This is a genomic window from Vibrio sp. J383 (genome assembly GCF_023503985.1).
Classification (GTDB): Bacteria; Pseudomonadota; Gammaproteobacteria; order Enterobacterales; family Vibrionaceae; genus Vibrio; species Vibrio splendidus.
The window spans coordinates 1,544,765-1,570,694 of the sequence record NZ_CP097294.1 but is presented as its reverse complement, the minus strand read 5'-3'; the positions used below and the strand labels follow the sequence as shown (position 1 = coordinate 1,570,694).

Sequence of the window (25,930 nt, the reverse complement as noted above, 5' to 3'; positions counted from 1 at the left end):
AGTTTAGCGAATCCGCGTAACGAGATTAAACGACACTCTTGACTCTAAAGAGGTCAGTAAATAATTTGCCGATCATCAAAATGACGAGCAGTGTGGTTAACATCAGTAATGGTGTTTGAATCTGATAAACCGGTATTAGATTAAGCGCGCCAGACGTCAGTACGACCAGCAGGTTAATACCAAGTATTCGGTGCACCATCAGTTTAGGCGTTGCGAACACTTTCCATATCACCATGCTATTAATGAAATAGAACAGTGCTAATTGCCACAACTCAGTCATCATCGGCATGATAAAGATGTATTGAAGTAAAATAACGGTACCAGTGCCTATCACCCCGAAAAACGCATCTTTGATAACACTTGGTGGCATCGTCGGTAACATGGAAGAAAATACGCCTGCAATCATCGGAAAAATAAAACCGCCCGGCACAGGTAGATATATCCAAACCAGTAGCGACGTTACGAACATCGAGACTCCTTGTAAGACTTTTCTCCCATCTTCATCCAGGTGTTGAACAAAGGTACGGTGCTCATGGTGCCAAGAAACGTTTTTCTTCTCACTCTTCACAAACGGCACATCATCAATCAATGACAAGTGTGGCGCCATTAACTCTAGTTTTTCCAGTTTTTCTGTGAGAATTGGCCAATCAATAGGTTGAGTAAGTTCATCCGAGGCGAGTTCAAGCAGACGATCTTGAATATGAGCAATTTCACGGACACGTAAACGCCACGCTTGGATATTTTGCTTTAGGTGATAACTGCCAGTGAGCGGTAAATCCAACAGTTGATAAAGCTTTTTAATATTAGCGGTATTGGACTCTAAGGCTTCTATATCAAGGTTATTGGTATCGCTCATTGCTGTTATCAGCGTTTCTCTGCTTGTTTCAAATCGTTGTACGAAGTTTTGTTCAGTGTTTACCGGCCAGATTAGACGATAAACAATCGAGAAGGTGATAACGCCTAGCAAAGTTTCTTGTATTCGTAGCACCGCAAAATAGAATGTAATTTGGTTATCGAATCCCCCCATACAAGAGATGATGGAACAGACAGCAAAGCCTATAGAAAAGACATAACCGTACTTTTCATCACTCGACATGAAGATGCATGTACCGAGAAATAAAGTGAAAAACATCAAAAACAGAAAGCGGTCTTGCGAAAACATCGCAATCAAGAAAAAGGCATAACCCGTCCCTAACAAGGTTCCCATTAATCGGTTATGGCCTTTGTTTATTGAATGGGCAAAACTCTCGTTCAATGCCATGACAGCAACCGCAATTGCCGCCCAATAGGGTTTTTCCCACTGAAACCACAACGCAAGGCAGATAGAGATAACAATCGCGAGAGAAGCCTTAATTGCTTCCTTGGTCGATGCACTGAACATAAATGCCATCCAACTATTTGATTATTTTGATTATTTTGATTATTTTGATTGAAGCTGTCATGCCGACACGAAGTTGCAAGTCTTCAGGCACGTTATCGAGTACTACTTTAATTGGTATACGCTGAGCGAGGCGAATCCATTGAAAATTAGGGTTCACGTTGGGAAGAAGGTCATTACCAGTACTGCCATCTTGTGTCGCAATGCCAAAGCCAATGCTTTTAATATGGCCTTTTAATTGAACATCATTGTGCATCATGAGCGTGACGATAGCTTTGTCGTTTGGTGCAACGTTCACAAGATCAGTTTCTTTGAAATAGCCTTCGATCCAGAAACTGTCTTCATCGATCAGCGCAACTACCGGTGTATTAGCGACGACTTGAGAGCCTTCTCGTAGGTTTAAGTTCGTGATGAAGCCATTCGTTGGAGCGTAAACCTTGGTGTATTTGAGATTTAAATGTGCCTCTTCAACATTGGCCTTTGCTAGTGCAACGTTAGCTGCATTTGTCTCAACCGCGTTGTTCAGGTTATTCAAGGTCAGCACTGGCAGCGCGCCAGGCGTTCTTTTTTCTAAGTTCAACGCGCGTTGCTCTTCGTTTTTAGCTTTTGCTAAGAGCGCGCGAGCCTGTTTCTGTGTCGCGAGTGCTTTATTGTAGGCCGCTTGATAAATACTTGGGTCGATCTCAAACAGTAGATCCCCTTTAACTACCTGTGAGTTGTCTTCAATATGGACTTTAGTTACTTGCCCGGTGACTCGAGGGGTAATAGAAACTATGTAAGCGCTGACCTGACCATCTCGAGTCCAGGGATTACTCGAATAAGATTGGTAATAGCTATAAACCACAGAGCTTGCGGCAACGACCAGTAGTAGCGTGATGAGATAACGTTTAATCAAGGTGAATTCCTCAGAAGATGGTAATGAATTGACCGATAACGCCGACGAAAATCACGACTAGGCTTAATTCGGCAATTGCAGGAAAAGCGACATATTTATGTAGCCCAAGTTTTGTCGCGATTGAGCCAGTCAATATCGTCAATACATAAGCTAACGCGATAACCAATAGCAAAGGAGGGAAGTAGATCTCACCCCACACGAGTTCATGTGGCATTGTGTTCATGGGTCTGTCTCTATCGTTTGAAGAAGGTCACGATAAAGGAACTATGGCAATGTTAATAATCGTATATAGAGGATCGGATCCATCAAACTTAGGTAGGTTTAGGTATATACTAGAAAGAAGAGTTAGCAAAAGGCACAAATCATTAGCTATTTAGCTCCGTCTTTTTATCATTATTATTCTGATGCAGTAGATGTTTTTCTATCTCGTATACATGACTAAGAAAGTAAGCACATCAAAATGAACTTTAGTATTGAACAACTTCTCGCGTTTGTGACCGTTTATGAACAACGGTCATTCAGCAAAGCAGCAGTAAAACTCAACAAGCACAGAACGACCGTCGGCCAGGTTATTACAAATTTGGAAGACCACCTTGCTGTGCATCTTTTTGAAAGGGTCGGCCGCTCTGTAGAACCAACGGAGGACGGGCACCTCCTTTATCACTACGCAAAACAGACGATTGAGCAAGCTCGTACTTTTGACAAAGTGGCGTTGAGCCTTTCTTATGGTGGGTTAGAGAACATAACAATAGCGTATTCTAGTTTCGTTCCACAACGTGTGTTGGTCGATATACGTAAACGACTTAAGCACGACTTCCCAATGATGCGAGTGAACTTTCTGGTTAGGAATAAGAACGAAATTAAGCAAGGGATACAAAGTGGGGAATATCATTTTGGACTTGTGAATGCTCATAATAGCCGAGCGATGCACAGTTTTGATTCTACTTTCCTTGGACATTTCGAGTTCTACCCATTCGGACAAAAAGGGGGAGCGCTCTCACATATAAATAAAGATGAAGTATTAGTGGCACTAAGGAACTCAAAACAGTTCGTATTGAAGTCTCTGATTGATGAAGGGATGTCTGAAAAGATTATCGTGAGCTCTGACTATGAAGAGATCGATCAGCTTTCGTTAATGATCAAAATGCTTGAAGAGGGTTTCGGGTGGGCACTTCTTCCTAAGGCATTTTTTACCGACTCTGAGTTTTCAAAACATTCAATTGAGCCCATTCACTCTGCGCAAATGGTGGAAGGATTCAAATTTGGATTCGCGTTGTGGTGTCCGCACTCAAAACAAGTCAGTGGTATCAAAGGCTCTTTGGTGTCTGTTATTAAAGAGTACCGCGAGCAACTTATTGATAGTTTTAAGTCGTGAAAATTGGAGATATTGAAAAAGGCGCTAATTATTCATTAGCGCCTTTTAGATTTTGTTCAGCTAAGAGAAGAATTACTTCTTACGGCAGAACTCAGCGATTACGTACATTGATTGACCGCCGTTTGTTTTACCAGAAACAAGCTTAGGGTCGTCACCAACGCTGATGCCACGGATAACAGTACCTTGCTTAATCACTTGGTTAGTACCTTTGATTGGCAGGTCTTTGATTACTGTTACGTCGTCACCTTTTTTAAGTTCAACGCCGTTCACATCAAGAGGCTTGTCATCAGCAGACATGCCGATTTGTGCCCAAACTGATGTTTCTTCTTCAAGGTACATCATGTCTAGCGCGTCTTGAGCCCAGCTTTCAGAGTTCAGACGAGTAAGTTGACGCCATGCCATTACTTGAACTGGCGCTTCTTGGCTCCACATGCTGTCGCTTAGGCAACGCCAGTGGTTGATATCTTTTGGATCGTCAATCTCACCAAGGCATTTGTCACATACCATGATGCCGTGATCCACTGTTACGTGGCTGTGTGGCGGTACTGCGTATGCAGTAAGAGAAGAATCAGAACCACATAGTTCACATTTAGATTGGCAGCGTTCTAGCATCGTAGCTTCAGAAGACATAATGGACTCACATTTATTAGGTATTAAATTACGGGGCTATTATCCACTTTATTTACAATAAAGAAAGAGGTCGTACGGTATTCTGTCTTGATTAATTTTAGCTGAGATCAACCATTTGTGTTTTAAAGGTTTATGCAAACGGTTAACTAGGTACGATGGGATGTCGATAGATACAAAAATGCCAGCGGTTAGGCTGACATTTGGTTTCATTAAAAGGTACTTAAGTTTGAGTTACTCCAATAGTGCACTCGGTGCTGCTGTATCAAGGCTATCCGACTTCAAGAAATCAGTTACTTGAGCTCTCATTGATAGAGTATGAGAGGCATCAGAAAGGTCTGCTTGTGGTCCAATGATCGTAGAGTGCTTAGCCGTTTCGTCATACTGAACAAACACACGGTTTCCAATTGAAGGACTCGCTTTTGTAGAGTCGCTCAACCCTAACGTTGTATCTAAGCCTTCAGAACCAACAAATGAAGCAGTAAAAGATGTCGCAATTCCGGTATTAGGGACCGTTTTGTCATTTTGCGACTGTATCAACAACGTTGGATAGTTTGAGCTAAATGATGACAGATCTTCAGTGTTTGCAAGTGAATGTGGATCGACAGTGTCAATAAGGGTTTGAGCGGCGACTTTAAATGCAACTAACTCAGTTTCAATAGCTGCAGCGCTGGTTGGGTTTCCAGTAGCAAAAGCGGTGTAACAATCACCATCTTTAATGTTGTTGGTTGCACAAGCTGTCGCGACTGAATCCTTGTAAGCCGTATTCAGCTGTTTAGCCAAATTATGTTTAATTTCAGGGCCAAAGGTTTCCGATGCGAACAACAATTCAGCAATGTGTCCACCTGAATTAGCATATACCGCCGAGCTAAATTTATGTGTGCCAGAAATTTCTGATGTAGCAACAGAAGTAAATCCGGTAATGCCGCCCAATGAGTGACCCATAAACTTAACGGTTGTGTCTTTTACATCAACTCCGGCTAATGGTGTACCAGTAAAATCATTACCCACTTTTTCAAGTGCCATACGAAGACCTATTACATCAAGCGCACTTTGACGAATATTGTCACGGGCAACAGGCAAAGCACTTAGATTCAAGTAGTACAGTGCATTATCGTTAGTTGATATAGCACCGCCAGCAAGCGAACGCGAGCCATGAATAGGGTGATCAATCGCTATCACTGCAAGACCCTCGGCCGTTAAATTAGCAGCGAATGCATACGCGTTTTCTTTTACAGAGGTAATACCGTGCTGATAAATGACTACACCTGAAGGCGTGCCAGTTGTGGGTGTAAACAAAAGCACATCAACAGCTTCAAGTGATTTAATTTGTGGTATTGGTGAATACTGAGTGACAATGCGATCACTATCTAGAGCTGTTCCACTTGCGTCCTTTGTGAGTGTTTTTCCCATTAAAGTCGTGACATCAGCTGCGCTAAGGTTTGTTGGGTCTAATCCTAATTTAACCAACTCTCCACCAACGAAAGAACTTGTAGAGCTATCAGTTAGTGCGCTTTTGATAACAGCTAAACTGTCCAACGCTGAGGCAAATGGTGTAACAGAAAACTTACTTGGATCTGTTTCCAAGAAATAAGGAAGCTGAATGGTACCTTTAGTCACATTTACAGTTGTAGTACTGATACCACCATTAGAGTAGAGGAGGTTTATTCCGCCAATTAAGGTCGAAGTTTCTGTAGCGTCATCATCTCCGAGATATTTCTTGAAGTTTGCATCGGCAGCGATTGCTGTGGCAAACGGAACTGTTGATGAAGAATCTAGGCTAAGATTATAAGCGTTTGACAGATCGACACTATTTGGGTTTGCGCTGCCATTCCAATAAGTCGAAAGTGGGGCTCCAGCATCAATCATTCCACCAATCAACGATGCTGTAGAGGCAAGTACATCGCCAACGGAAGTTGTAGTGAACCAAGCTGAATAGACAATTTTATTGGCGTCAACACCGACAGCAGCTGCTATTGCTTCTTGGCCTTTAATTAAAGTTTGCGCACTCGCTAGATCTCCGGTGGTGTATGTTTTCGTTGCTGTTTTGAGAGCCGCATAGCTTTGCGATGTACCTACTGGGTTACCATTTACATCTGTAACGTCATCAGTAATAACAAGCAAATATTCAGACTTCTCATCAAAAGGAGTATTCGGTGTAATTGCTAGGTTTGAGCCTACTTTGTAAACTGTGTATTCAGAGCTAGCAACAGGTGTTGGTACTTGAGCCGCTGTGGATGTGTCTGTTAGCTTTTTTGAAAGCTTCAACAAGGTAACTCCAGAAGTAACAACTCCAGGGGTATCACCAAAACCATCACCTTCAAACTCGATGTAAATTGGCATGCTTGTCGAAAAACCATCGGCATAGTTCAGTGCTGCTTTTGGGTTTGAAATGCTCTCGTCTCCACCAGTAGGGATCGCTAACGTTCCATCTGTAGAGTCGAATAATAGGTTATTACTTAAAGGAACAGATGCGTTACTGCCTTGCAAGAGCATTTTTTGCGTTGTAGCTCTTGCTAAAGAAGTTTCTAAATAAGCTTCGAGTTGTTGGTTACTTGTCCCCGAGCTTTCAGTATTGTCACCACAACCTGCTAGCAGAATCGCGGAACATAATAGAGAGATCTTAAAGTTACGTTTCATGATGCGACCCTGATTTAGTTAAATGTGTAATTAAGCTGAACTGACGAAAGATAAGCGGTACCTTCGGCTTCGAACGTTCTTTCTTGCTGAGCACCATTTGTCTCTGTGAACTCACCTTCATCACTTACTACAAGGGCAAATCCGGCATCGACAGTCATGTTTTCGCTCCACGCATAAGTGAAACCAGCGCTGTACCACATACGGTCACTATCCGGGATACTGAGAGTTGCTTCACCAGCTTGTTCGTCATAAGCGTAACCAGCTCTTAATGTCCACTTGCTGTTTAGTTTATAGGTCGCACCTAATGAATATCGATTGTTGTCTTCATATTTTTCTGGTTTATAGAAGCACTGGCCAGCCACACCGTTATCGGTACAATCTGGACTCGTTGCTTTTAGCTCTTTGAAAGTACTCCAATCAGTTTGTTGCCAACCGTAATGAATTGCCCATTGTTCGTTAAGTTGGTGAAATGCAGAAAGCTCTAAGATTGCAGGTAGCTCGATTTGTAAGCGACCATCAACCTTGGGAGATGTTGCCCTACCTGAGTCGTAACTGGTGAATTCACCGTCATCAAAGTCAAGGTCAACAGAAGAGCGGTAACCGATACTAAAGCGGTTGTTTTCGTTCAGTTCATACATCGCACCAACATTCCAACCATAGGCAAATGTTTCACCGGTCATGCCTATAAGTTTGTCAGATGGATTTCCACCAACAAAGTTAGCAAGCTCGCCTTTATGGCGAGTCAACTCAGCTTCTGCGTAAACTAAATTTAGACCACCACCGATGCTAAATGAGTTATTTACACGGTATGCGATGTTTGGATTTAGATTGACAGATAGGAGCGACGTATCGCCAGCCATATCACCTGCCGAGATGTCATCAGGGTAATCCGTAGCAACACCATAATTGGTGAACATACCGATACCCCAAGCCCATTTATCGTTGATTGGGCTGATGTAATATGCGGCTGGTACTACTTGCAACGGCGCAACATCTTTTGAATGCTCGTTAGCATCAACGTCGTATACGTTAACCTCTGGATCAACGATAGAAACCGCGCCTGAAAATTGGGCTGTATCAAATAGGGTCATTGCGGCGGGGTTTCTCGCTAGTACACTCGCGTTATCAGCTACAGCACCTTCACCTGAAAATGCGCGACCAAGACCTGAGGCAGAGTGCTCAGCAACTTGGAAACCAGCCGCAAGTGAATTACATGCAAATAGCACAGAAAGTGAAACGAGAGAGCGTTGTATTGTTTTCATCCTTGACCCTCCTAGGGCATCAAATCTCATTCTTATTGTTGAAAACACACTGAGCGTTGTTGGTGTTTAAGCTCTAATGTAAATGACATGTTAAATTCATGTTTAATATAAAGTCAAAGAATGAGTTGTCATTTTGTGAAGTAATATTTTTAAGGGGCGGCACTCTAACACTAATAATATAACTACAATCAATGATTTATGAGTGGTTGGAGGTGTGACCAGAATGCTTATATTAGGTGCTGGTATAAATAGTGTTCAACTGCTCAATATGTAACAACTTTGTTTATGTTTACCGTTAATCGCTAAATCGGCATAATATCGATTCATATTGATAGTCATTAAATTGGAATTAAAGTTTGGAATTACTCGCGATAGAGTTTCTTGGAAAACCACTTCGTTTAGAGGGGTCAATGGCAGGGTGGCAACAGTTGTATTGGGACAATACTTTGGTGTCCCAATTAGACGCAACCACAGATCAAGATGACGCTCGAACCCATGCATTTACTCTGCGCGCAGGTGAAGAAACGTTGCAGTGTCACGTTGAGGCGACCGTTCAGTGGCAACCGTTTGAGATGACCTATAAAGCGACCGTGAATGGCCAAACCGTTACCGAAGGCAATAGAAACACCAAAGATATCGAGCAACAAACACCGGTTGTCGCACCAAAACCAGAGAAGCGTTTTAGCTTAATCGGGTTAGTTTCGCTGGGAATGAAAGCCCTCAAGAGTGCCAAGTTAATCAAGGTCGTACTTGCCTCTGCGAGTTTAGCTGCTTACTCATGGCTATTTTCAATTCAGTTCGCTTTAGCCTTGATCGCTTGTTTAATGTTCCATGAATATGGTCACATCAGAGCAATGAAATACTTTGGAATGAAGACCAAAGGCATCTATTTGATCCCATTCCTTGGAGGCTTGGCGTTATCCGATGAAAAGATTAATACACGCTGGCAAGATGTGGTTATCTCGATCATGGGACCACTGTTTGGCTTGATATTGTCGTTGATATTTATGGTGTTGTACTGGGCGACTGGCGAAATGTTCTTCGCGGGGCTTGCGGTATTTAACGCGTTATTAAACCTGTTTAATCTATTACCGATTTTGCCTCTCGATGGCGGACATGTACTGAAAAGTATCAGTTTTTCGATGAACAGTGTGCTTGGCATTGTGCTTTGTGTTGCAGCAGCCGTTGCTGGCGTGGTACTGAGTTATCAGTTGAATTTGACCCTGTTTGGCTTCTTATTGATTATGGGCAGTGTGGAAATACTATTCGAATGGAAAGGGCGTCACCACAGTCACTTGTTGCCATTAGACAAATACGGTCAAGTCGTGTCGTTTGTTTGGTATGTGGGTTTAGTGAGCAGTTTGATCGGTGTTATCTGGTATTTTGCATCTACAGGTGATCAGCTATTAAGCCTACCATTGCAAATTCTTGGTACTTAACAAGAATCAAAAACAAAAAAATGCCCTAACCAATATGGATAGGGCATTTTTGTATTCGAAGTTTAGCGTCTAAACAAATGTTAGATTACGCTTTGCAATTTGGTCTTGGTGAACCCGATTGAGGTAACGTTTTTATCGTCGCCTGTAGATCTTTGATACGCGTACTGTGGGAAGGGTGCGTAGACAGCAATTCTGGCGGTTGGCTACCACCTGATGCTTTCGCCATGTTTTGCCACAAGTCGACGCTCTGTTTAGGATCGAACCCTGCCTGAGCCATATATTCTAAACCAACAACATCGGCTTCTGATTCCTGAGTTCGGCCATACGGTAGAATAACCCCGTATTGAATACCTAAACCTAGGGCAGCCATTGTCATTCCTTGGTACTGTTTGTATTCTGATGCACCTAACGCGACACTAGTAATAGATAAGCCAGTATTAGCGATTTGAGACTGAGATAGACGCTCATTACTGTGGTCAGCGAGAACGTGAGCCACTTCGTGTCCGATAACCGTTGCGAGTTGGTCTTGATTGACCGCTACCTTAAGTAACCCTGTGTATACGCCAATTTTGCCACCCGGCAAAGCAAAGGCATTCACTTGGTCGCTATCAAAAACAACAACTTCCCATTCACTAAAGCCTTGTTTTGGAATATGTTGAGTAATGCTATTTGCAACGCACTGTACATAAGCGTTCGTTTTCGCGTCTTTACTTATTGGCTGTTCTTTCTTCATTTGTTCAAAAGATTGTGCCCCGAGTTGAGACATGTCTTGATCAGAAAAAAGCAGTAATTGGTTTCTTCCTGTCGGGGAAGCGCTACATGCGGTTAGGCCTGCAAGTGTGAGAAGCGAGGCAAACTTCATCCATGACGTCATACAATATCCTCTGTGTATTCGGTTTTTATGCATGTTAACATCAACTTGCGTAATAACTAAGAGCTGTAAGATAAGTATTGTTATTTAAAAACATGGTTATCGTTAAGATCACTATTAACGATAATGAAGCTATTCAGTTACTAATAAAGCGATTCACGCACTAATAAAGTCAATAATTAAGGAACCCATATGAGTATTTGGAAAAAGCCCGTTGACCTAGATACCTTCAACGCGACCTCAAAAAATACCTTAATTGAGCACCTCAACATTGTTTACACAGAAGTAAACGACAATTCCTTAGTGGCAACCATGCCGGTTTGTCATTTTACGCACCAACCACTAGGCATGCTTCATGGCGGAGCATCGGTTGTGCTAGCTGAAACGCTTGGCTCATTGGCGGCTAATTTCTGCGTACCAGAAGGCTACTATTGCGTTGGATTAGATATCAACGCGAATCACGTAAGATCAATGCGTGAAGGCCATGTTATCGGTACTGCTGAACCTATTCATCTGGGTGTCTCTACCCAAGTATGGCAAATCAATATCACTGACGAGCGTCAACGCTTAGTTTGTACGAGTCGATTAACGATTGCCGTGAAGAAACATAAGCGATAATAGAGTAAGCAGCAGTTAACTTTGTTCTATTTAGAAAATAGTAATTTGTATTTCAAAGAAGTAGCTAGAGAAACCGATGGTCATAACGTTTAAAAGTGGAAAAGTTATCGCAACCGCACATGAGCTGGTTGTTCGTTTAGATGGTGAACATAGAGTCACGCTGCAAGCGCAAGTTGATGCGATTCAATTAATTGGAAAAGGGGCAAATGTCATTTCGGCGAATGGCTCTGAGTGCAAGTGGTCAATTAAATTAGATAATGAACAACAGCTTCGTGACATCGCCAATGAAATCGGCTGCGATGTGATGTAACCGTATGCTGCAAAAGTACTTAGCCATTCTGTTTGAATAACATCTTGGGACGTCATACCCAATAATTCGCAATAAAAACACGTCAGTAAGATTGATTTTACGTCTTAAAATAGGGAAACTGAATTCAATGTCCTTTGAATAAGTTTTCCTCTTTATGAGCAGCCCAAGACTTCGCGTTCAATTTGAAACCCTGTTTGAATACTTCGATGGTAAAGATTCTGATGTTCAGCTCGATGACATAACAGATGTACTCTGTTGTACCCGTCGTAATGCAAGAATGGTACTCAACAAACTTGAAGAACAAGGCTGGGTAGAGTGGCTACCAGCGGCTGGCCGAGGTAAGTTATCTCAACTTATCTTTAAGCAGAATCGTTGCGATGTCAGTGAAAACTTAGCGAGGCGGTACTTACAGGAAGGTAAAATTGGTCAGGCGCTGTCAGTGCTTGACCACAATGCTGCCAAGCTTACTCAAGTTATTCAAAACTATTTGGGTGTGCAATATCAAGAAGGTGAGCAGGTCATTCGTTTGCCTTATTACCGACCGCTCTCAATGCTTAACCCGACAAAATCGATGCGACGTTCAGAGCAGCACATTGCCTGCCAAGTCTTCAGTGGGTTAACGCGACTGGATGAAAATGATCAGTTACAACCCGATCTTGCTCATTCATGGCAAAAAATCAGTGACTATCAATGGCGATTCTTCTTAAGGCCGGGTGTCCGTTTTCATAACGGGGAGCCTCTATTAACGAATCATGTTGTCGACACGCTTCTTGCGCTCGAACCTCTCAATTTGTTCTCGCATATTAAAGATGTCTCTTCACCCGCAAATTGCGTGGTCGATGTCTTCTTAACCCGCCCAGATAAATATTTCCCACTTGCGCTCACGGAGTCGGTCGCTAAGGTCACTTTGCCGATGATTTTACGTGGCGAAGACTACGATATTCGACCAATTGGTACGGGGCCGTATCGCATTGAGAAGAACGATGAGAAGCAACTCGTACTAACGGCTTTCAACGGATACTTTGGTTTCAGGCCGCTGATTGATCGCGTTGAGGTTTGGGTGGTTGATGAGGCGTATTCTTCTATGGTTTACCCAAGCCTTTCGAAACCGGTAATGGCCGACCGTGGTGATAGTGATGAAGTAGAGCTTGATCCCGGCTGTACGTATTTACTGTTGAATAGAAAGAAGGGCATCGCACAAGATCCCGCATGGGCTGAGTTTTTGTCTAACGCATTGAATGCAGCTGATCTGTTTGTTCATATTCCAAAAGAGACCGTCATCGATTTGGGCGTTCTACACGCCTATGGGATAAAACCTGGTTGGTATGACATAAAGTTAAACACGCCGGTCTGTCCACCAGCAAATGCGAAACCAACCATTAGATTGGCGTACCAATGCCAACACCCGATGTTCCCAACACTTGCCAAAGCGATTGTCACCGTGTTGAAGCAATATAATGTCGATGTTGAGCTTATCGGTTACGAAACCGATCCTCCACACGCCGATAATGTTGATATTTGGATTAATCCTATGGGTATCGCTAACAACAGAGACGATGCATTGGCCGGCTGGTTAATGGACTACAGTTTTCTTGATGAATCTAGCCCAGCTGAAGATTTCGACCAATGGTGTCACATGATTGACCGTTGGCGTTCAGGCGAATTCGACCAATTCCCAGCAAGGCAACTCGGTAAGCAACTGGTGCAAAGCAATCAGTTAATTCCGATGTTCCACTGTTGGTTGGGCGTTAACAAAGATCAATGTGGTACGTTGCAGAACGCAAAATGTAATGCATTAGGTTGGTTCGACTTTAGTCAAGTTTGGGTGAAGCCTGACGTTGATTGAAATCCAACGTTGATTGAAACCCAAGAACACTTATTAGGACCAAACAACTCAATTAGGACAACACGATGCAAACTGTGATGGTTACATTTATTACGCTGGTGGCCTTTGCTGCTAATTCAGTATTGTGTCGCTGGGCTTTAATGGATCAAACGATTGATCCTTTGAGCTTTTCGATCGTGCGCATCTTGTCTGGTGCGCTTACACTTCTGATTTTATTCACGTTATCTCCCCAATCTAAGCATAAACAGGAGCTAGCAAACAACAGCACATCGGTATATACAAAGCTAAAGTCACAGTTTCAATTCACATCAATATTGTCACTGCTTGTGTATATGTTTGGCTTCTCATTCGCTTACTTAAAGCTTGGCGCAGGTCTTGGTGCGCTGGTGTTGTTTGTCGCAGTACAATTTACGATGATTGCCGCGCACTTGTTCTCTGGAAACAGAATGTCATTACTTGAGTGGGGCGGATGTTTGTTATCGGTGGCAGGGCTTGTTTACTTGTTAATGCCAACTGAATCGACACAGGCACCAGACTTAGTTTCTATCATCTTGATGTCTCTGGCCGGAGTTGGGTGGGGTATTTACACATTGGCAGGAAAGAAATCTTTAAACGCACTGCAATCGACGACCGCTAACTTTGGATTTAGCTCGCTAGTTATCCTTGCAGGTTTAAGCCTTCTAGTTGTAATACCTAATGCAATGCCTCAAGTCTCTATCACTGAGCAAGGTTTGATTTACGCGGTTATGTCGGGCTCAGTGGCTTCTGGTGTGGGTTATAGTTTGTGGTATTACGTGGTGAAAAAGCTGAATACAGTGGTCGCATCCATTGCACAGCTTTCTGTGCCGGTTATCGCGACACTCGGTGGCGTCTTGTTACTCTCCGAGCCGGTCACCATGCAATTTGTTATCTCATCGACCGTTATTTTACTCGGGATAAGCTTGGTTCTTGTCGCACCTAAATTTAAGAAATAAAGAGTTCAATCATTAACTTCTATGGCTAAACCAAACAAGAAACAACCGACCAAAACGGTTCAGATTTTCTGTGCGAAATGCAAAACGCAACTTTTTAAGTATCGGAAAGGTGGCAAAGGTGCACTCGTGAAGTGTTTTAAGGAACGTATTGTTGAAGATTTCACTAAAGAGCCATGTGTGTGCCCTGAATGTGGGATTGAATTCGCGCGAGATACCTTGGTTCGAGGTACGCCAGCCTACAAGTTTGTGGGTGGCAAGGTGACTATGAAATAACCCGTCACGGTGAAACAAAAAATGCCACAGCACAGTTTGTGTTTGGCATTTCAACGTTACTTTTGATACTCAGAATAAAGCTTTAAGCTCTAACTCGCCCTTGAAGTTTCAGAAGTAATAGCGAGACAATAGCACCCGTTGTATCACACAGCATATCTTTCTGTGCATCCCAAATATCACCTTGTGAGCCAAGGAACGCGATACCTTCATCACCACCTGCAATCTCCGCGTACCACCACTCAATAATCTCATAACCTGCTGCAACACTCATGATCGCAAATAAGGCAAAGAAACATGCCAGTACCGGTTGAGCCAGTTTCTTACGAATCAAATACTCAGCGAGTGGGTAGGCGTAAAGGCCTATAGAGAAATGCGCGACACGGTCAAAATTATTACGTTCAGAGCCAATCATGTTGTTAAACCATTCAAACGGCACTTCTGCAAAGGTATATTTCGCGCCTATCGTATGTAGTATCAGCCAGATAAACATCAAAACGTAGGCTGTCTTAGTGAAGGTCAGCTTGGTTGATAACCACCAGATACCCACCAATATCGCTAGAGCCGGGACAATTTCGGCAATCCATACTGCTCTTGAAGAGGGAGCAAATGCTGAAAATAGAAACACAATCAGATAAAGCGTCGTTAATGAAAGCAATGGTCGATTTTGAGCAAGTGGCGTAATTGTCATATCGAGATCTCTCGTCGAAGTTTTTAATAGTGTTACACAATATTGAACAGTGTTCAATTGGGCTGTAATCACCATATTTGTTGAAAACTGGCTTTATCGCCCAGTATCTAGACAAACGGTTGCGAGAGTTTCACAAAAGTTTGATTTACAACAAAGCGATCCTTAAAATCGCCTCATCACTACATAACAAGAAAGAAAAGTCATGAAACTGGAAACTGTCGATTACCTTGCTGACGACGCAGCAGAACAATTTGTTCGCTCTCTACGTGAAACTGGTTTTGGTGTTCTTAAGAACCACCCAATCCCGAAAGAGCTTGTTGAGTCTATTTACGAAAACTGGTACCAATTCTTCATCTCTGAAGAAAAAGAGAACTTCCACTTTAATGTTGAAACACAAGATGGATACTTTCCACCATCAGTGTCTGAAGTTGCTAAGGGCCACACTGTAAAAGACATCAAAGAGTACTTTCACGTATACCCTTGGGGCCAAATTCCTGAGCAGCTGAAAGAACAGATTCTAGATTACTACCAACGTGCGAATGCTTTTGCTCAAGAGCTTCTAGGATGGGTTGAAGCTCATGCTCCTAAAGAAGTACAAGAGAAGTTCTCTATCGCGTTGTCTGAAATGATCAACGGCAGTGAGCAGACTCTGCTTCGTGTTCTTCACTACCCACCAATGCAAGGTGACGAAGAGCCTGGCGCTATCCGTGCAGCAGCACACGAAGACATCAACTTACTGACTGTTCTTCCTGCAGCAAACGAGCCGGGCCTTCAAGTTAAAGCTCAAAACGACGAGTGGTTAGATGTTCCATGTGACTTCGGCAACATGATCATCAACATTGGTGACATGCTTCAAGAGGCATCGGGTGGTTACTTTCCATCGACAACTCACCGTGTAATCAATCCATCAGGTGAACGCCAAGAGAAATCTCGTATCTCTTTGCCTCTATTCCTTCACCCGAAACCGGAAGTTGTGCTGTCAGAAAAGTACACAGCAAACGAGTACCTAATGGAGCGCCTAAGAGAACTTGGCGTTATCTAATTAGCGAAATATTTCGTACTAAAATTGGTATAGATATCAAAGGTCAGCAAAATTGCTGACCTTTTTTGTACCTGTACCGCAGGCTCACGTCTGCATTGATGGCGGTTGCACTCACTTAATGACTTTCAGTTTCATGATGAAAGGGTGCCTTTGAGCCAAGCGTTTGAAAGTTGTTGGTCCATTAGCTCGACAAATCGCAAAAAATCGCTTTCAATTAAAAGAGATACGCCAATGGTTATGATGTAGGTTGCTCATTGTATCCAATACCCTAGTCATCCATTAATACAGAAAAGCTAACTGAGTCTACTATGTCGAATCATCAAGAGGTGAGAGCAAACTTTCATTGCCATATGGAGAATCCATGGCTTTGGCCGATTATGGAAGTGCTTAAGCAAAAGCCAAGCGGCTGGAAAGTACACACATTGGCGGCTCACCTTAACGACCTTGGGTTTGTGCCGGTGCTAGACCCAGCACCTGAGAAAGAGTTGTTTAAAAAGAACTTCCTCATAATGAATGCGCTTTATCAGCTTCAAGAAACCTTACACCCTGATGGTTGGCTACAAGTCCAAGCGATGGACATTGAATTGATGAATGGTCGGTATCACGGAAGCAGTCACAGTATCGATCATCAAGACCCACTGCGAGAATACTACATTAATTGGATTAACTATGAAGCGGACGAGGGCGAAGTTAAAAGGCTGCTGAACGAGTTCTGGACTCGGTACAGAAAGTTTGTCGGTGGTGATGAACTCGATATGGATAGAAGCCGAGCGTTAAATTTGTTTGAGTTACCGTTGGACGCGACTCACCATGAGATTAGAAAGCGCTGGCGACAATTGGCTTTGCGCTGGCATCCAGACAGAGACGAGGGCAACACTGCGAAATTCCAGACGCTCTGTGAAGCATGGAATGTATTACGAAGCTCGTAATCGAAAGTAACTCTTATTGCGCGGTTTATGACCCTTTAGATAAACTGAAATTTAGGCCCTAATATATAAAATTGAAAAGCCCCACATTGTGAGTGACACAAGTGGGGCTTTGTCGTCATTACGCTATGTTCTGTAACTATATTAAGCGTCGTTACTACTTCATTTAATGGTGCTACGACTGGTCTTTGCTTTCACCACTTTTATGCTCAAATGCATAATCGAGTACTTTACGGATATATGGCGCGCCGACTTTTGAACCGCCGTTACCGTGTTCAATGACCACCGTCGCGACATACTCAGGGTGCTCATAAGGTGCGAAAGCCGTGTAAAGCGCATGGTCGAGTAAATGCTTAGCCAACTTCTTCGAGTTGTAGACCTGATCTTTCGCAAGATCAAATACTTGTGCCGTACCTGATTTTCCGCCGCTCGTGTAGTTAGTTCCCTTAAATGCGCGCCTGCCGCTACCTCGGCTGCCGTGGTTTACCAGTCTCATTGCATTGATAGGTACATCCCATATTTTGTCAGGGACTTCAGTGATAGACGGCATAGGTTCAGGTTTCACGAGTTGTTGTGTGTCAAAGTCCTCACCATGATCCAAGATTGCTCTCAGGATATGAGGTGGCATCACCTTTCCATGATTGACCAACACTGAAGTCGCTTTTGCCAGTTGCATTGGTGTCGATGTCCAATAACCTTGGCCAATGCCAATAGGAACAGTGTCACCTTGATACCAAGGGGTACGATAGCGCATCATCTTCCATTCTCGAGTCGGCATATTGGCGGTGCTTTCTTCATAGATATCGATACCTGTAGGTTCACCAAAACCAAAACGATTCATCCAACTTGAGATACGGTCAATGCCCAAGTCAAAAGCGGTTTGATAGAAGAACGAATCCACAGACTCTTCAATGGCTTGGGTTACGTCGACAGGGCCGTGACCCCAACGTTTCCAGTCTCGCCATGATTTAGAGTTGCGTTTGGAACCGGGGATTTGCCATGAGCCGTGGTCATTACGAATCGTATCCTCGGAGATGACATGTTCTTGCAGTCCCGCTACAGCCATAAATGGTTTCACGGTTGACGCCGGAGGATATACGCCGAGAGTAGTGCGGTTTACCAATGGGTGAGCAGGATCATTCAACAAACGTTGATAGTTCTTGCTAGAAATACCGTCGACAAAGAGGTTCGGGTCGTAACTGGGGCTTGATGCCATTGCAAGTACACTGTTGTCTTTCGGGTCTAGAACGACCGTGCTGCCTGTTCGGTGATCAAGCTGGTCGAATACGTATTTTTGTAGTTCGAGGTCGATATTTAATACGATATCTTTTCCTGCTACCGGAGCTACATACTCAATGGTGCGGACGACTCGCCCACGGCTGTTTACTTCGACTTCTTGATAACCTTTGGTGCCGTGCAAAATGTCTTCGTAATAACGTTCGACACCAAGCTTACCGATAATGGTCGTCGCTTGATAATTCGCTTCGATGCCTTTTTCTTCTAGTCTCTTAAGATCGCTATCATTGATGTGTGCGACATATCCTAAGACATGGGTAAGTACTTCTCCATTTGGATAAAATCGTTTCAAGCTGGTATCGATCGATAAGCCGGGGAATTGGTACTGGTGCACTGAGAACTTAGCAATTTCCTCTTCGCTTAGGTTTTCTAATATCGTGACAGATTTGAAACGGCGAGTGTTGTGATAACGCTTTTTGAAACGAGCAATCTGCTCAGCCTCTCGCGGGATGTATTTATCCAACTTGGCAAGCATTGCATCGACATCATCAGTTTGCTCTGGAATCATCGTCAGATTAAAGACAAGTTCATTCTCGGCGAGCAACACACCATTACGGTCGTAAATAAGCCCGCGAGTCGGGGGGATAGGTAATACTTTGATTCTGTTGCCATCGGCACGAGTTTGATAGCTTTTAAAATTTTCGACTTGAAGTCGGTAAAGGTTGCCGACTAAGACAAGAGTGAACAGCAAGATCCCACAAAACGCAACGGTTACACGGTTTTTGAACAGATTTACTTCTTTTTTATGGTCACGCATCTTAACGCGTTTATGATTCATTGAAGCCTCAAGGGTTTGTTACATTTGGTTACACCTGTCGAGTCGGAACTTTATATGAATATCGCCATAGTTTTGTAAAAGCTGTGTCATGATTTTTAGGATAAGCTCAATATTGGTGGGTTTTATATTCAAACAAGAAAAGTGAGGCAGGAGACGGTCTTAAGGCTTTAGATCTAGATATAGAGCTAGAGCTAGCGAATAAAAAAACGGCCCTCACAATGAGAGCCGTCAATACAATTTATGATGCTTGAATCTAACTTAGTTCGAAGGTTTGAACTGAGACTTACGCATACGGTTTAGTGCGGCCATTACATCCAATACTCTTGGTTTCGCTAAGTCACCGTAGTTTGGCATGTTCACATGCCAATCATCGCTTAAGATAGCGCTAAACTCTTTAGCAGGGTTGTTTGACCAACCCGGAGTTTGTGCAAACTGGAACCATGCCCAACCAATCGCGTTCACTTCTGATGTTGACTCTAACTGCTCTAATGCAGAAAGATCAGCGAATTCCTTACCAAAACGCAGTGACTCTTTGCCTTTCGCGTTAACACGGAACTTACCGTCAGTAAGAATATTCATCAGTGCTGCGCGGTTTAACGAACGAGGAACAAACGTTTCTAATGCCGTCTCACATTCGTTAGTACGTTGAGTCGGGTGTTGAGCTATCACTTCTTGTGCTTTTGCAGTTACGTCTACCGCTTGGTAATCGTGCATTTGAATCACAGTGTCAGCCACATCTAAGTAATCGCCAGACCCCCCCATTACAACAATGGTAGAGATATCCATCTCTTCACGTAGTTGGCCAATACGGTCAACAAGTGGCGTGATTGGCTCAGCCCCTTTAGATACTAGCGCTTGCATACGTTCGTCACGAATCATGAAGTTAGTCGCTGACGTATCTTCATCAATAAGTAGTGTTTGAACGCCTGCTTCAATTGATTCTTGTAACCAAGCCGCTTGCGATGTAGAGCCAGACGCATCTTGTGTACTGAAATCAGATGTGTCTTTTTGCATCGGTAAATGGTTAATGTAATTTGATAGGTTCAAGTTGTGAACACAGCGGCCATCTTCAGCGCGGATCTTCATCGTATCAGTCGCCGTCACGATACCTTCACGACCGTCACCAGGAATATGGTTGTAGATAGAACGTTCAACGGCGTTCAACAGCGTAGATTTACCATGGAAACCACCACCAACGATCAGCGTGATACCTTTAGGGATGCCTAAACCGGTCACGTCACCTTGGTTGGGTGTGTTTAACGTAACACTCAAAGATTCTGGTGCTAAGAAAGGAACCGCGCCTTTCATTGGTAAATCACAGTTGCCTGCAATACGAGGTAATACGCTGCCATTTGCTACGAATGCCGCTAGGTTGTTTTCTTCCAATTGAGCACGTAACGCGTCTTGGTCTTCAACGGCTTCACAATGCTTAATCATCGCTTCAATGTTGAGTTCGCGTTCAAGCGTTGCGCGACGAATAAACTTAGGCAAATAGAATGTAATGATGTTGATTGCTTTCTTTGCAAGAATACTACGCCCATCAGCAGGTAGGTTGATACGAAAACGAATTTCGATACCGTGCTCGGTGAAAACCACAGATGTGTTATCCAAAACAGTTTGGCCTGTTAGTGCGATAGACACAGTTGTTTCTTGCTTAGCAAATTCAGAGAAGCTACGTGCAATAAAATCACGCGCTGCTACTTGGTATTCGTAAGACTTTTCTTTCAGCCAACCTAACCCTGTTAACGACCAGGCGCGTGTTGCGCGAAAACGTGAAGAAGATGCGTACGGGTCACCTTGAACGTGGTCGATGTGTAATTCGAAATCAGCAAAGTCGTATTGACCTTTAATTTGTTGATATGCGCGGAAGTTTTGTTTTTCGAGCTTTTTAAGCTTTGCAGTCAACTGATCCATAACGAGGAATGCCTATATAAAGGGAAGATTAAAACAGAAAGGCGGCGATTATAAAAATCACCACCTTTAGAGTAAAGAGAAAGTAGGCCTAAATCCAAAACAAACTGCTCTTTTTCGCTTTAAGCGTAACGGGTTGTCCCCAAATAGTTTTGATTGATTAAACTGTGTTCGAATTCTTGGCTCGGCATTGGGCGCCCATAAAGGTAACCTTGGCCCACATCGCAGCCCTCGTTGATAATAAATTGCTCCTGAACTTCCGATTCTATGCCTTCAATTGTGACTTTTAGGTCGAGCTTCTTCGCGATTTGGACAATAGAACGAACGATTTCCGAGTCTTCGTGTGAGTTAAGCATCTGATCGATGAAGCTCTTATCAATTTTAATCGTGTCGAACGGAAATTTCTTGAGATAACTGAAAGACGCGTAGCCTGTACCAAAGTCATCCAGTGACAATGTAACGCCAATGTCATGCAGCGATTCTAAGGTATTCTTGGCAACCACTTCATCGGCAATCAGGCCACTTTCTGTCACTTCAAGTTCCAAGAAGTGGGGTTCTAGGTGATAGGTTTCGAGTAGGTGTACCACTTGTTCCGCAAAGTGCACATTCTTGAGTTGAATTGCAGACACATTCACAGCCATCTTGAAATCTTCAACGTATTCGGACCACTCTTTCGCTTTTTCAATCGCATTACGCAGAACAAAGCTTCCGACTTCGAAAATCAAGCCGTTTTGCTCGGCCATATGTATCAAGGTTTCGTTGGAGATATCACCTAATACTGGATGGCGCCAGCGTAGTAGGGCTTCAGCACCAACCCAACGATGCGTTAATGGACATACCTTAGGTTGAAAGTAGAGCATGAGGTCATCATTACGGACAGCTTGAAGCAAATAACCTTCGATCTTATTGATGTGACTTTGTTGTTCAGTATGAGATTGAGAGTAGTAAGCGAATTTTTGTCCGGAATCTTTACAGGCGAGCATGGCTTCTGATGATTTCTGGAGAATGCTTTCCGCATCGTCTTCGTTATCAGTAATCGCAATCCCGATAAAGGCATGCAAATGTACTTTGTCATTTTCGATATCGAACTCTGAATGGCCGACTTTAACGAGCGTCTGGCAAAGTTCTTCTAGGCGTTGGTGCAAATCTTTTACGCTGAACGCCAGTACGAGATCGATAGAAGTAGGGCGTGCAGTTAGTACCTCGATATCAGAGATACTGTTGATACGTTTTCGGTATTCAACCAGTACTTGGTCTAAGGCACTATAGCCATATCGAGCCTGTATGCGCCTTCCATTCGTAAACCCTATATGAATAACCGCAAATGAACTGTCCGTCAGCCTTTGTTGTGACGATAGTTTGTTATTTAGGCGAGACTCGAATGCGGTTCGGTTCAAAAAACCGGTGCCGATGTCATGATTCTTTTGGAAGTTTATCTTTTGTTCAGCCGCTCTTCGCTTATCAATCTCTTGGTTTAAAGAATAATTGAGGCTCGCAAGATCTTTAGTGCGAGTGTAGACCCGGTTCTTTAAGTCACGATTCATTTGGGTGAGCTTAGCGTGCTGAAACAAGGTTTTAAGCTGGGACTCTATCGAGGTACGAAAGCTCTCTAATAGCTTGATATAGGTAGGCGTATAGTGATTCTCTTTCGAGTCCAAGATACAAATGGTGCCGAACAATTCGCCGTTAGGCCAAAATAGCGGAATGCCACAATAAGAGATTAAGCCAAGCTTTGTATCGGGGTTGTTTTCCCAATCAGGATCGGCAAGCGCATTGGGCACCACAAGTTGTTGCTGAGACTCCATCACCGTTTCGCAGTAAAGCCCATTTCCTAAGGTTTCAGAATCGCCTTTGTTGTAAGGGTTATTCTCACTGTGACTGGTAGAGAAGACTTCAATATAGTTGGTGTGAACACGCATGATAAGTGCGGCAGGCACTTCAGTGATTTGAGCCAAGAGGTCGACAATATTCTGCCAGTTGGAGGCCATATCGTCAGGGATATCTAAGTCTATCGTTTTTATCTTCTTCATATGACTCCGAGTCAATTATGCTAAATGCATCAACACATCCTGTGTTAATTAAGATGAACCAAATAAACTGTGAATCTTACTTTTACTAAGTATAAGAAATGTTGCACAAAAAAACCTCTGCAATTTTGCAGAGGTTTTCAAATGTGAATCTGGGTCTCAGTAATGAGATAAGTTTCGATTAAGGCTTTAACTTTATAAAATCATCAGTGTTAAGTTTCTCTTTATAGTCTACCGACGGTTGAGCAAAACCGTTCAACTGCAAAAACTCTTCTTTGAATCCTTGATAGTCGCCAATTGCTTGAAAGTTGTTTTCATCCATAGCTTCAAGTAGCTCAGTCACATGGGCTTGGGTTTCTGGATCGAGCTCCCATTCATCCATCCGAATTAGGCGTTCGCCGTCCAGAGGGACTTTTGATTGACCATAGAGTTTGCTACTAAACAGACGCTGCATTTGTTGGATACAGCCTTCGTGGGTCTCTTTCTCTTTCATCACTTTATATAAAGCGAGTAGGTAAGGGCTTAATCCCGGAATGAATACACTGGCTTTGGTGACGAGTGCCTTACACACAGTCGCGTAGGCATTACCGCCGAAGTTTGCTAGTTCAAGATTCAGCGCATGGCTGGTTTGATGAAGGTCTATTTTAGCGCGTCCCAAAGTGCCGTCTAAGTAAATAGGGTGCGTGACTTCTGGACCAACATAGGAAAATGCGATGGTTTTACAACCAGGGGCAATGGATTCAGCGTTGATGAGCTCATCTATCCACTGTTCCCAATCTTCGCCGCCCATGACTTTGAGTGTACTTTCGGCTTCTTCTTCCGTCGCTGCAGCAAGTGTGTTTGTCACCCAGTTGTCGTGCTCTAGTGAGATAGTCGCGCCGGTAACGCTTTCACCAATAGGCTTAATGGCAGAACGCCAAAGCTCATCAGAATTTGGCTTAGGTCGAACACCAGCCGCTAAGCTATAGATAATCAGATCCACTTCACCTTCGAAGTAGGTTTCAATGGCTTCGACAACTTGTGTACGTGTTTCTTGTGAAAATGCATCGCCAACGATGTTGATAGCAGTGCGTTGCTCTCGTTCGGCTTCTTTCTTGAAGTAGATGTTGTTGTACCAACCAGCACTACCGAGGGACTTTTCGTTAGGACCGCGCTCGAATGAGACGCCGATGGTGTCAGTTTTTGCACCGCCAAAGGTAAGGGCGATACGAGCGGCAAGGCCGAAGCCAGAGGATGCGCCGATAATCAGTACTCGTTTAGGGCCATCTTTGATTTGCGGCGCACTCTTAACAAACTTGATTTGTTGCTTTACGGCTTCTTGACAGCCAAGAGGGTGAGCGCTTTTGGCTACCACACCCTTGATAATAGGTTCGATCAGCATAAATAACCTTACAGTTAACGGTGATATGCACTCAGGCTAACGTAAAGCTGTGTAAAATTTATTGAGCTAGACCATTAAAACTTAAAGATACTGATATAATTCTTCGGCGACGAATTCGGCGATCCAAGGTTGAGCTTCTGGTTTTGGATGCAGTCCGTCGTTCATCATCCACTCAGGTTTAAGGATGATATGCTCTAGGAAAAACGGCAAAAGCGGCACATTTTGTTGATCAGCAAGCGCTGCAAAAACGTATTCAAATTGCTGGTTGTAACGCTTACCGTAATTCGGTGGGATTTTAATCTGCATCATAATTGGCTTGGCGCCCGCAGCTTTTATCTGCTCAATGATTTGATCAAGGTTTGCAGACATCAGCTTAGGTGGGAAGCCACGAAGGCCATCATTTGCACCGAGTTCGATAAGAACAGTGTCTGGAGCATGTTCTTCAAGCAATTGTGGTAAACGAGCTAACCCGTTGCCGGTTGTGTCACCTGAAATACTGCCGTTAACCACGGTAACTGTTTTGTCATGCTTCGCTAATGCGTTTGGCAATAGACTTGGCCAACTCTGTTTGATGTCCATGTTATAACCAGCACTCAAGCTATCACCAAGTACCAGTAACTTAGAATCTAACTCGGTATCTTGAGCCAAAGAAGCGGTTGAAAATATAATAAAGAATAAAAAGGAAATTAGTCGAGTCATGCATACATCCATCATTAAAGCAGAAGCTGTTTCGAAGACAGTGTCTACTAATCAAGAACATTTAACAATCCTAGAGCACGTCGATATTGATATTCGTGAAGGTGAAACTGTCGCGATTGTCGGCACATCTGGCGCCGGCAAATCAACCCTAATGACGTTGCTTGCAGGGCTTGATGTGCCAACGAAAGGCGAAATCAGTTTATTAGGGCAGCCGCTTTCACAGCTTGATGATGAGGCAAGGGCTAAGATCCGCAGCGAATCGGTAGGGTTTGTATTTCAAAGCTTCTTATTAATTCCAAGCCTTTCTGCGCTACAAAATGTCACGCTTCCTTGTTTACTTAAAGGTGAAGACGAAGACATCGAACGTGCGACGGCTTTGCTTGAATCAGTGGGCTTAAAAGACAGACTTGATCACCTGCCATCTCAGCTATCAGGCGGTGAACAACAAAGGGTCGCTTTAGCTCGTGCTTTTATGATCAAGCCAAAAATCCTTTTTGCTGACGAACCCACAGGCAACCTAGACCAACAAACTGCAGCCAAAATTGTCGAGTTATTGTTTGAGTTGAACTCATCACATGGCACAACGCTTGTTCTAGTGACGCATGATCCTAAACTCGCACAACGTTGCCAACGAACACTTAAGATGCATGTCGGTCAGATAGAGGAAGTCTAAA

At 43.5% G+C, this 25,930-nt stretch carries 23 protein-coding genes; 10 read left to right on the top strand and 13 right to left on the bottom strand.

The annotated features are described in order from the left end of the window. Positions 1 to 25: 25 nt before the first annotated feature. The 3 genes from M4S28_RS23405 to M4S28_RS23395 are packed head-to-tail and all read right to left on the bottom strand — an operon-like array spanning position 26 to position 2,496. Positions 26 to 1,381, bottom strand: coding sequence for an FUSC family protein (locus tag M4S28_RS23405; protein WP_249633007.1), 1,356 nt, complete (start codon positions 1,379 to 1,381; stop codon positions 26 to 28). A gap of 13 nt (positions 1,382 to 1,394) precedes the next feature. Next, positions 1,395 to 2,273 (bottom strand): HlyD family secretion protein, encoded by an 879-nt coding sequence (locus tag M4S28_RS23400; RefSeq protein ID WP_249633006.1) that lies wholly within the window; start codon positions 2,271 to 2,273, stop codon positions 1,395 to 1,397. A 10-nt stretch (positions 2,274 to 2,283) separates the two neighbouring features. Continuing rightward, complete coding sequence (locus M4S28_RS23395) at positions 2,284 to 2,496, bottom strand: DUF1656 domain-containing protein (protein ID WP_249633005.1); 213 nt, start codon at positions 2,494 to 2,496, stop codon at positions 2,284 to 2,286. Between the two features lie 237 nt (positions 2,497 to 2,733). On the opposite strand from M4S28_RS23395, the gene M4S28_RS23390 reads away from it, so the two are divergent. Then, positions 2,734 to 3,648 carry a LysR family transcriptional regulator gene (locus M4S28_RS23390; protein WP_048612509.1) on the top strand — a complete coding sequence of 305 codons (915 nt, stop codon included), beginning with the start codon at positions 2,734 to 2,736 and terminating at the stop codon, positions 3,646 to 3,648. A 72-nt stretch (positions 3,649 to 3,720) separates the two neighbouring features. Here M4S28_RS23390 and M4S28_RS23385 read toward each other — a convergent pair whose 3' ends face one another. From M4S28_RS23385 to M4S28_RS23375, 3 genes are all read right to left on the bottom strand, one after another. Beyond that, entirely contained in the window at positions 3,721 to 4,278 is a 558-nt protein-coding gene (locus M4S28_RS23385; RefSeq protein ID WP_004730927.1) for a PhnA domain-containing protein, read from the bottom strand. A 231-nt stretch (positions 4,279 to 4,509) separates the two neighbouring features. Continuing rightward, the gene (locus M4S28_RS23380; RefSeq protein WP_249633004.1) at positions 4,510 to 6,915 is read right to left on the bottom strand and encodes a VolA/Pla-1 family phospholipase; all 2,406 of its coding nucleotides are present in this window, start codon (positions 6,913 to 6,915) and stop codon (positions 4,510 to 4,512) included. Between the two features lie 14 nt (positions 6,916 to 6,929). Further along, positions 6,930 to 8,177: a porin gene (locus tag M4S28_RS23375; protein WP_104215379.1), complete on the bottom strand. Its 1,248-nt coding sequence runs from the start codon at positions 8,175 to 8,177 to the stop codon at positions 6,930 to 6,932. 356 nt (positions 8,178 to 8,533) lie between these two features. Between M4S28_RS23375 and M4S28_RS23370 the strand changes: the two genes are divergently transcribed. After that, a complete protein-coding gene (locus M4S28_RS23370; protein WP_208774841.1) occupies positions 8,534 to 9,616 on the top strand; it encodes a site-2 protease family protein in 1,083 nt (360 codons plus the stop codon). A gap of 85 nt (positions 9,617 to 9,701) precedes the next feature. Here the strand turns inward: M4S28_RS23370 and M4S28_RS23365 are convergent, their stop codons facing one another. Then, positions 9,702 to 10,490, bottom strand: a complete 789-nt coding sequence (locus M4S28_RS23365; protein ID WP_249633003.1) for a M48 family metallopeptidase — start codon at positions 10,488 to 10,490, stop codon at positions 9,702 to 9,704. A 189-nt stretch (positions 10,491 to 10,679) separates the two neighbouring features. Here M4S28_RS23365 and M4S28_RS23360 point away from each other — a divergent pair, with 189 nt between their 5' ends. The 5 genes from M4S28_RS23360 to M4S28_RS23340 all read left to right on the top strand — a co-directional run bounded on the left by M4S28_RS23360 (position 10,680) and on the right by M4S28_RS23340 (position 14,508). Further along, the gene (locus M4S28_RS23360; RefSeq protein WP_004730936.1) at positions 10,680 to 11,105 is read left to right on the top strand and encodes a hotdog fold thioesterase; all 426 of its coding nucleotides are present in this window, start codon (positions 10,680 to 10,682) and stop codon (positions 11,103 to 11,105) included. Between the two features lie 76 nt (positions 11,106 to 11,181). Beyond that, on the top strand, positions 11,182 to 11,415 hold the full coding sequence (locus tag M4S28_RS23355) for a DUF3389 domain-containing protein (protein WP_004730938.1): 234 nt from the start codon (positions 11,182 to 11,184) through the stop codon (positions 11,413 to 11,415). Positions 11,416 to 11,569: 154 nt separating this feature from the next. Further along, on the top strand, positions 11,570 to 13,261 hold the full coding sequence (locus tag M4S28_RS23350) for an SgrR family transcriptional regulator (protein WP_017081104.1): 1,692 nt from the start codon (positions 11,570 to 11,572) through the stop codon (positions 13,259 to 13,261). A gap of 65 nt (positions 13,262 to 13,326) precedes the next feature. After that, entirely contained in the window at positions 13,327 to 14,235 is a 909-nt protein-coding gene (locus M4S28_RS23345) for a DMT family transporter (RefSeq protein WP_249633002.1), read from the top strand. Between the two features lie 21 nt (positions 14,236 to 14,256). Then, positions 14,257 to 14,508, top strand: a complete 252-nt coding sequence (locus M4S28_RS23340; RefSeq protein ID WP_017082269.1) for a hypothetical protein — start codon at positions 14,257 to 14,259, stop codon at positions 14,506 to 14,508. Positions 14,509 to 14,590: 82 nt separating this feature from the next. Here M4S28_RS23340 and M4S28_RS23335 read toward each other — a convergent pair whose 3' ends face one another. Then, the gene (locus M4S28_RS23335; RefSeq protein ID WP_004730945.1) at positions 14,591 to 15,196 is read right to left on the bottom strand and encodes a DUF2238 domain-containing protein; all 606 of its coding nucleotides are present in this window, start codon (positions 15,194 to 15,196) and stop codon (positions 14,591 to 14,593) included. Between the two features lie 202 nt (positions 15,197 to 15,398). Here M4S28_RS23335 and M4S28_RS23330 point away from each other — a divergent pair, with 202 nt between their 5' ends. Both M4S28_RS23330 and M4S28_RS23325 read left to right on the top strand, forming a co-directional pair. Beyond that, positions 15,399 to 16,238: an isopenicillin N synthase family dioxygenase gene (locus M4S28_RS23330; protein WP_004730947.1), complete on the top strand. Its 840-nt coding sequence runs from the start codon at positions 15,399 to 15,401 to the stop codon at positions 16,236 to 16,238. Between the two features lie 308 nt (positions 16,239 to 16,546). Next, complete coding sequence (locus M4S28_RS23325) at positions 16,547 to 17,167, top strand: DNA-J related domain-containing protein (RefSeq protein ID WP_249633001.1); 621 nt, start codon at positions 16,547 to 16,549, stop codon at positions 17,165 to 17,167. Between the two features lie 172 nt (positions 17,168 to 17,339). Here M4S28_RS23325 and mrdA read toward each other — a convergent pair whose 3' ends face one another. The 5 genes from mrdA to M4S28_RS23300 all read right to left on the bottom strand — a co-directional run bounded on the left by mrdA (position 17,340) and on the right by M4S28_RS23300 (position 25,256). Continuing rightward, positions 17,340 to 19,238 carry a penicillin-binding protein 2 gene (gene mrdA, locus M4S28_RS23320; RefSeq protein WP_249633000.1) on the bottom strand — a complete coding sequence of 633 codons (1,899 nt, stop codon included), beginning with the start codon at positions 19,236 to 19,238 and terminating at the stop codon, positions 17,340 to 17,342. A gap of 258 nt (positions 19,239 to 19,496) precedes the next feature. Continuing rightward, the gene (locus M4S28_RS23315) at positions 19,497 to 21,152 is read right to left on the bottom strand and encodes an ABC-ATPase domain-containing protein (RefSeq protein WP_249632999.1); all 1,656 of its coding nucleotides are present in this window, start codon (positions 21,150 to 21,152) and stop codon (positions 19,497 to 19,499) included. A 119-nt stretch (positions 21,153 to 21,271) separates the two neighbouring features. Continuing rightward, positions 21,272 to 23,179 (bottom strand): bifunctional diguanylate cyclase/phosphodiesterase, encoded by a 1,908-nt coding sequence (locus M4S28_RS23310; protein ID WP_249632998.1) that lies wholly within the window; start codon positions 23,177 to 23,179, stop codon positions 21,272 to 21,274. 178 nt (positions 23,180 to 23,357) lie between these two features. Next, positions 23,358 to 24,557, bottom strand: a complete 1,200-nt coding sequence (gene fabV, locus M4S28_RS23305) for an enoyl-ACP reductase FabV (protein WP_249632997.1) — start codon at positions 24,555 to 24,557, stop codon at positions 23,358 to 23,360. 81 nt (positions 24,558 to 24,638) lie between these two features. Next, positions 24,639 to 25,256, bottom strand: a complete 618-nt coding sequence (locus M4S28_RS23300) for an arylesterase (RefSeq protein WP_004730957.1) — start codon at positions 25,254 to 25,256, stop codon at positions 24,639 to 24,641. Between M4S28_RS23300 and M4S28_RS23295 the strand changes: the two genes are divergently transcribed. Further along, the gene (locus tag M4S28_RS23295; protein WP_004730959.1) at positions 25,255 to 25,929 is read left to right on the top strand and encodes an ABC transporter ATP-binding protein; all 675 of its coding nucleotides are present in this window, start codon (positions 25,255 to 25,257) and stop codon (positions 25,927 to 25,929) included. The two genes, M4S28_RS23300 and M4S28_RS23295, sit on opposite strands and share 2 nt — an antisense overlap. The last annotated feature ends 1 nt before the right edge of the window (position 25,930 follow it).

Excerpts from the sequence above, each read along its gene's own strand:
- M4S28_RS23405 (WP_249633007.1), bottom strand. The coding sequence starts at position 1,381 with ATGTTCAGTGCATCGACCAAGGAAGCAATTAAGGCTTCTCTCGCGATT.
- M4S28_RS23395 (WP_249633005.1), bottom strand. The coding sequence starts at position 2,496 with ATGAACACAATGCCACATGAACTCGTGTGGGGTGAGATCTACTTCCCT.
- M4S28_RS23390 (WP_048612509.1), top strand. The coding sequence starts at position 2,734 with ATGAACTTTAGTATTGAACAACTTCTCGCGTTTGTGACCGTTTATGAA.
- M4S28_RS23385 (WP_004730927.1), bottom strand. The coding sequence starts at position 4,278 with ATGTCTTCTGAAGCTACGATGCTAGAACGCTGCCAATCTAAATGTGAA.
- M4S28_RS23380 (WP_249633004.1), bottom strand. The coding sequence starts at position 6,915 with ATGAAACGTAACTTTAAGATCTCTCTATTATGTTCCGCGATTCTGCTA.
- M4S28_RS23375 (WP_104215379.1), bottom strand. The coding sequence starts at position 8,177 with ATGAAAACAATACAACGCTCTCTCGTTTCACTTTCTGTGCTATTTGCA.
- M4S28_RS23365 (WP_249633003.1), bottom strand. The coding sequence starts at position 10,490 with ATGACGTCATGGATGAAGTTTGCCTCGCTTCTCACACTTGCAGGCCTA.
- M4S28_RS23360 (WP_004730936.1), top strand. The coding sequence starts at position 10,680 with ATGAGTATTTGGAAAAAGCCCGTTGACCTAGATACCTTCAACGCGACC.
- M4S28_RS23355 (WP_004730938.1), top strand. The coding sequence starts at position 11,182 with ATGGTCATAACGTTTAAAAGTGGAAAAGTTATCGCAACCGCACATGAG.
- M4S28_RS23350 (WP_017081104.1), top strand. The coding sequence starts at position 11,570 with ATGAGCAGCCCAAGACTTCGCGTTCAATTTGAAACCCTGTTTGAATAC.
- M4S28_RS23345 (WP_249633002.1), top strand. The coding sequence starts at position 13,327 with ATGCAAACTGTGATGGTTACATTTATTACGCTGGTGGCCTTTGCTGCT.
- M4S28_RS23340 (WP_017082269.1), top strand. The coding sequence starts at position 14,257 with ATGGCTAAACCAAACAAGAAACAACCGACCAAAACGGTTCAGATTTTC.
- M4S28_RS23335 (WP_004730945.1), bottom strand. The coding sequence starts at position 15,196 with ATGACAATTACGCCACTTGCTCAAAATCGACCATTGCTTTCATTAACG.
- M4S28_RS23330 (WP_004730947.1), top strand. The coding sequence starts at position 15,399 with ATGAAACTGGAAACTGTCGATTACCTTGCTGACGACGCAGCAGAACAA.
- M4S28_RS23325 (WP_249633001.1), top strand. The coding sequence starts at position 16,547 with ATGTCGAATCATCAAGAGGTGAGAGCAAACTTTCATTGCCATATGGAG.
- mrdA (WP_249633000.1), bottom strand. The coding sequence starts at position 19,238 with ATGAATCATAAACGCGTTAAGATGCGTGACCATAAAAAAGAAGTAAAT.
- M4S28_RS23315 (WP_249632999.1), bottom strand. The coding sequence starts at position 21,152 with ATGGATCAGTTGACTGCAAAGCTTAAAAAGCTCGAAAAACAAAACTTC.
- M4S28_RS23310 (WP_249632998.1), bottom strand. The coding sequence starts at position 23,179 with ATGAAGAAGATAAAAACGATAGACTTAGATATCCCTGACGATATGGCC.
- fabV (WP_249632997.1), bottom strand. The coding sequence starts at position 24,557 with ATGCTGATCGAACCTATTATCAAGGGTGTGGTAGCCAAAAGCGCTCAC.
- M4S28_RS23295 (WP_004730959.1), top strand. The coding sequence starts at position 25,255 with ATGCATACATCCATCATTAAAGCAGAAGCTGTTTCGAAGACAGTGTCT.
- M4S28_RS23300 (WP_004730957.1), bottom strand. The coding sequence starts at position 25,256 with ATGACTCGACTAATTTCCTTTTTATTCTTTATTATATTTTCAACCGCT.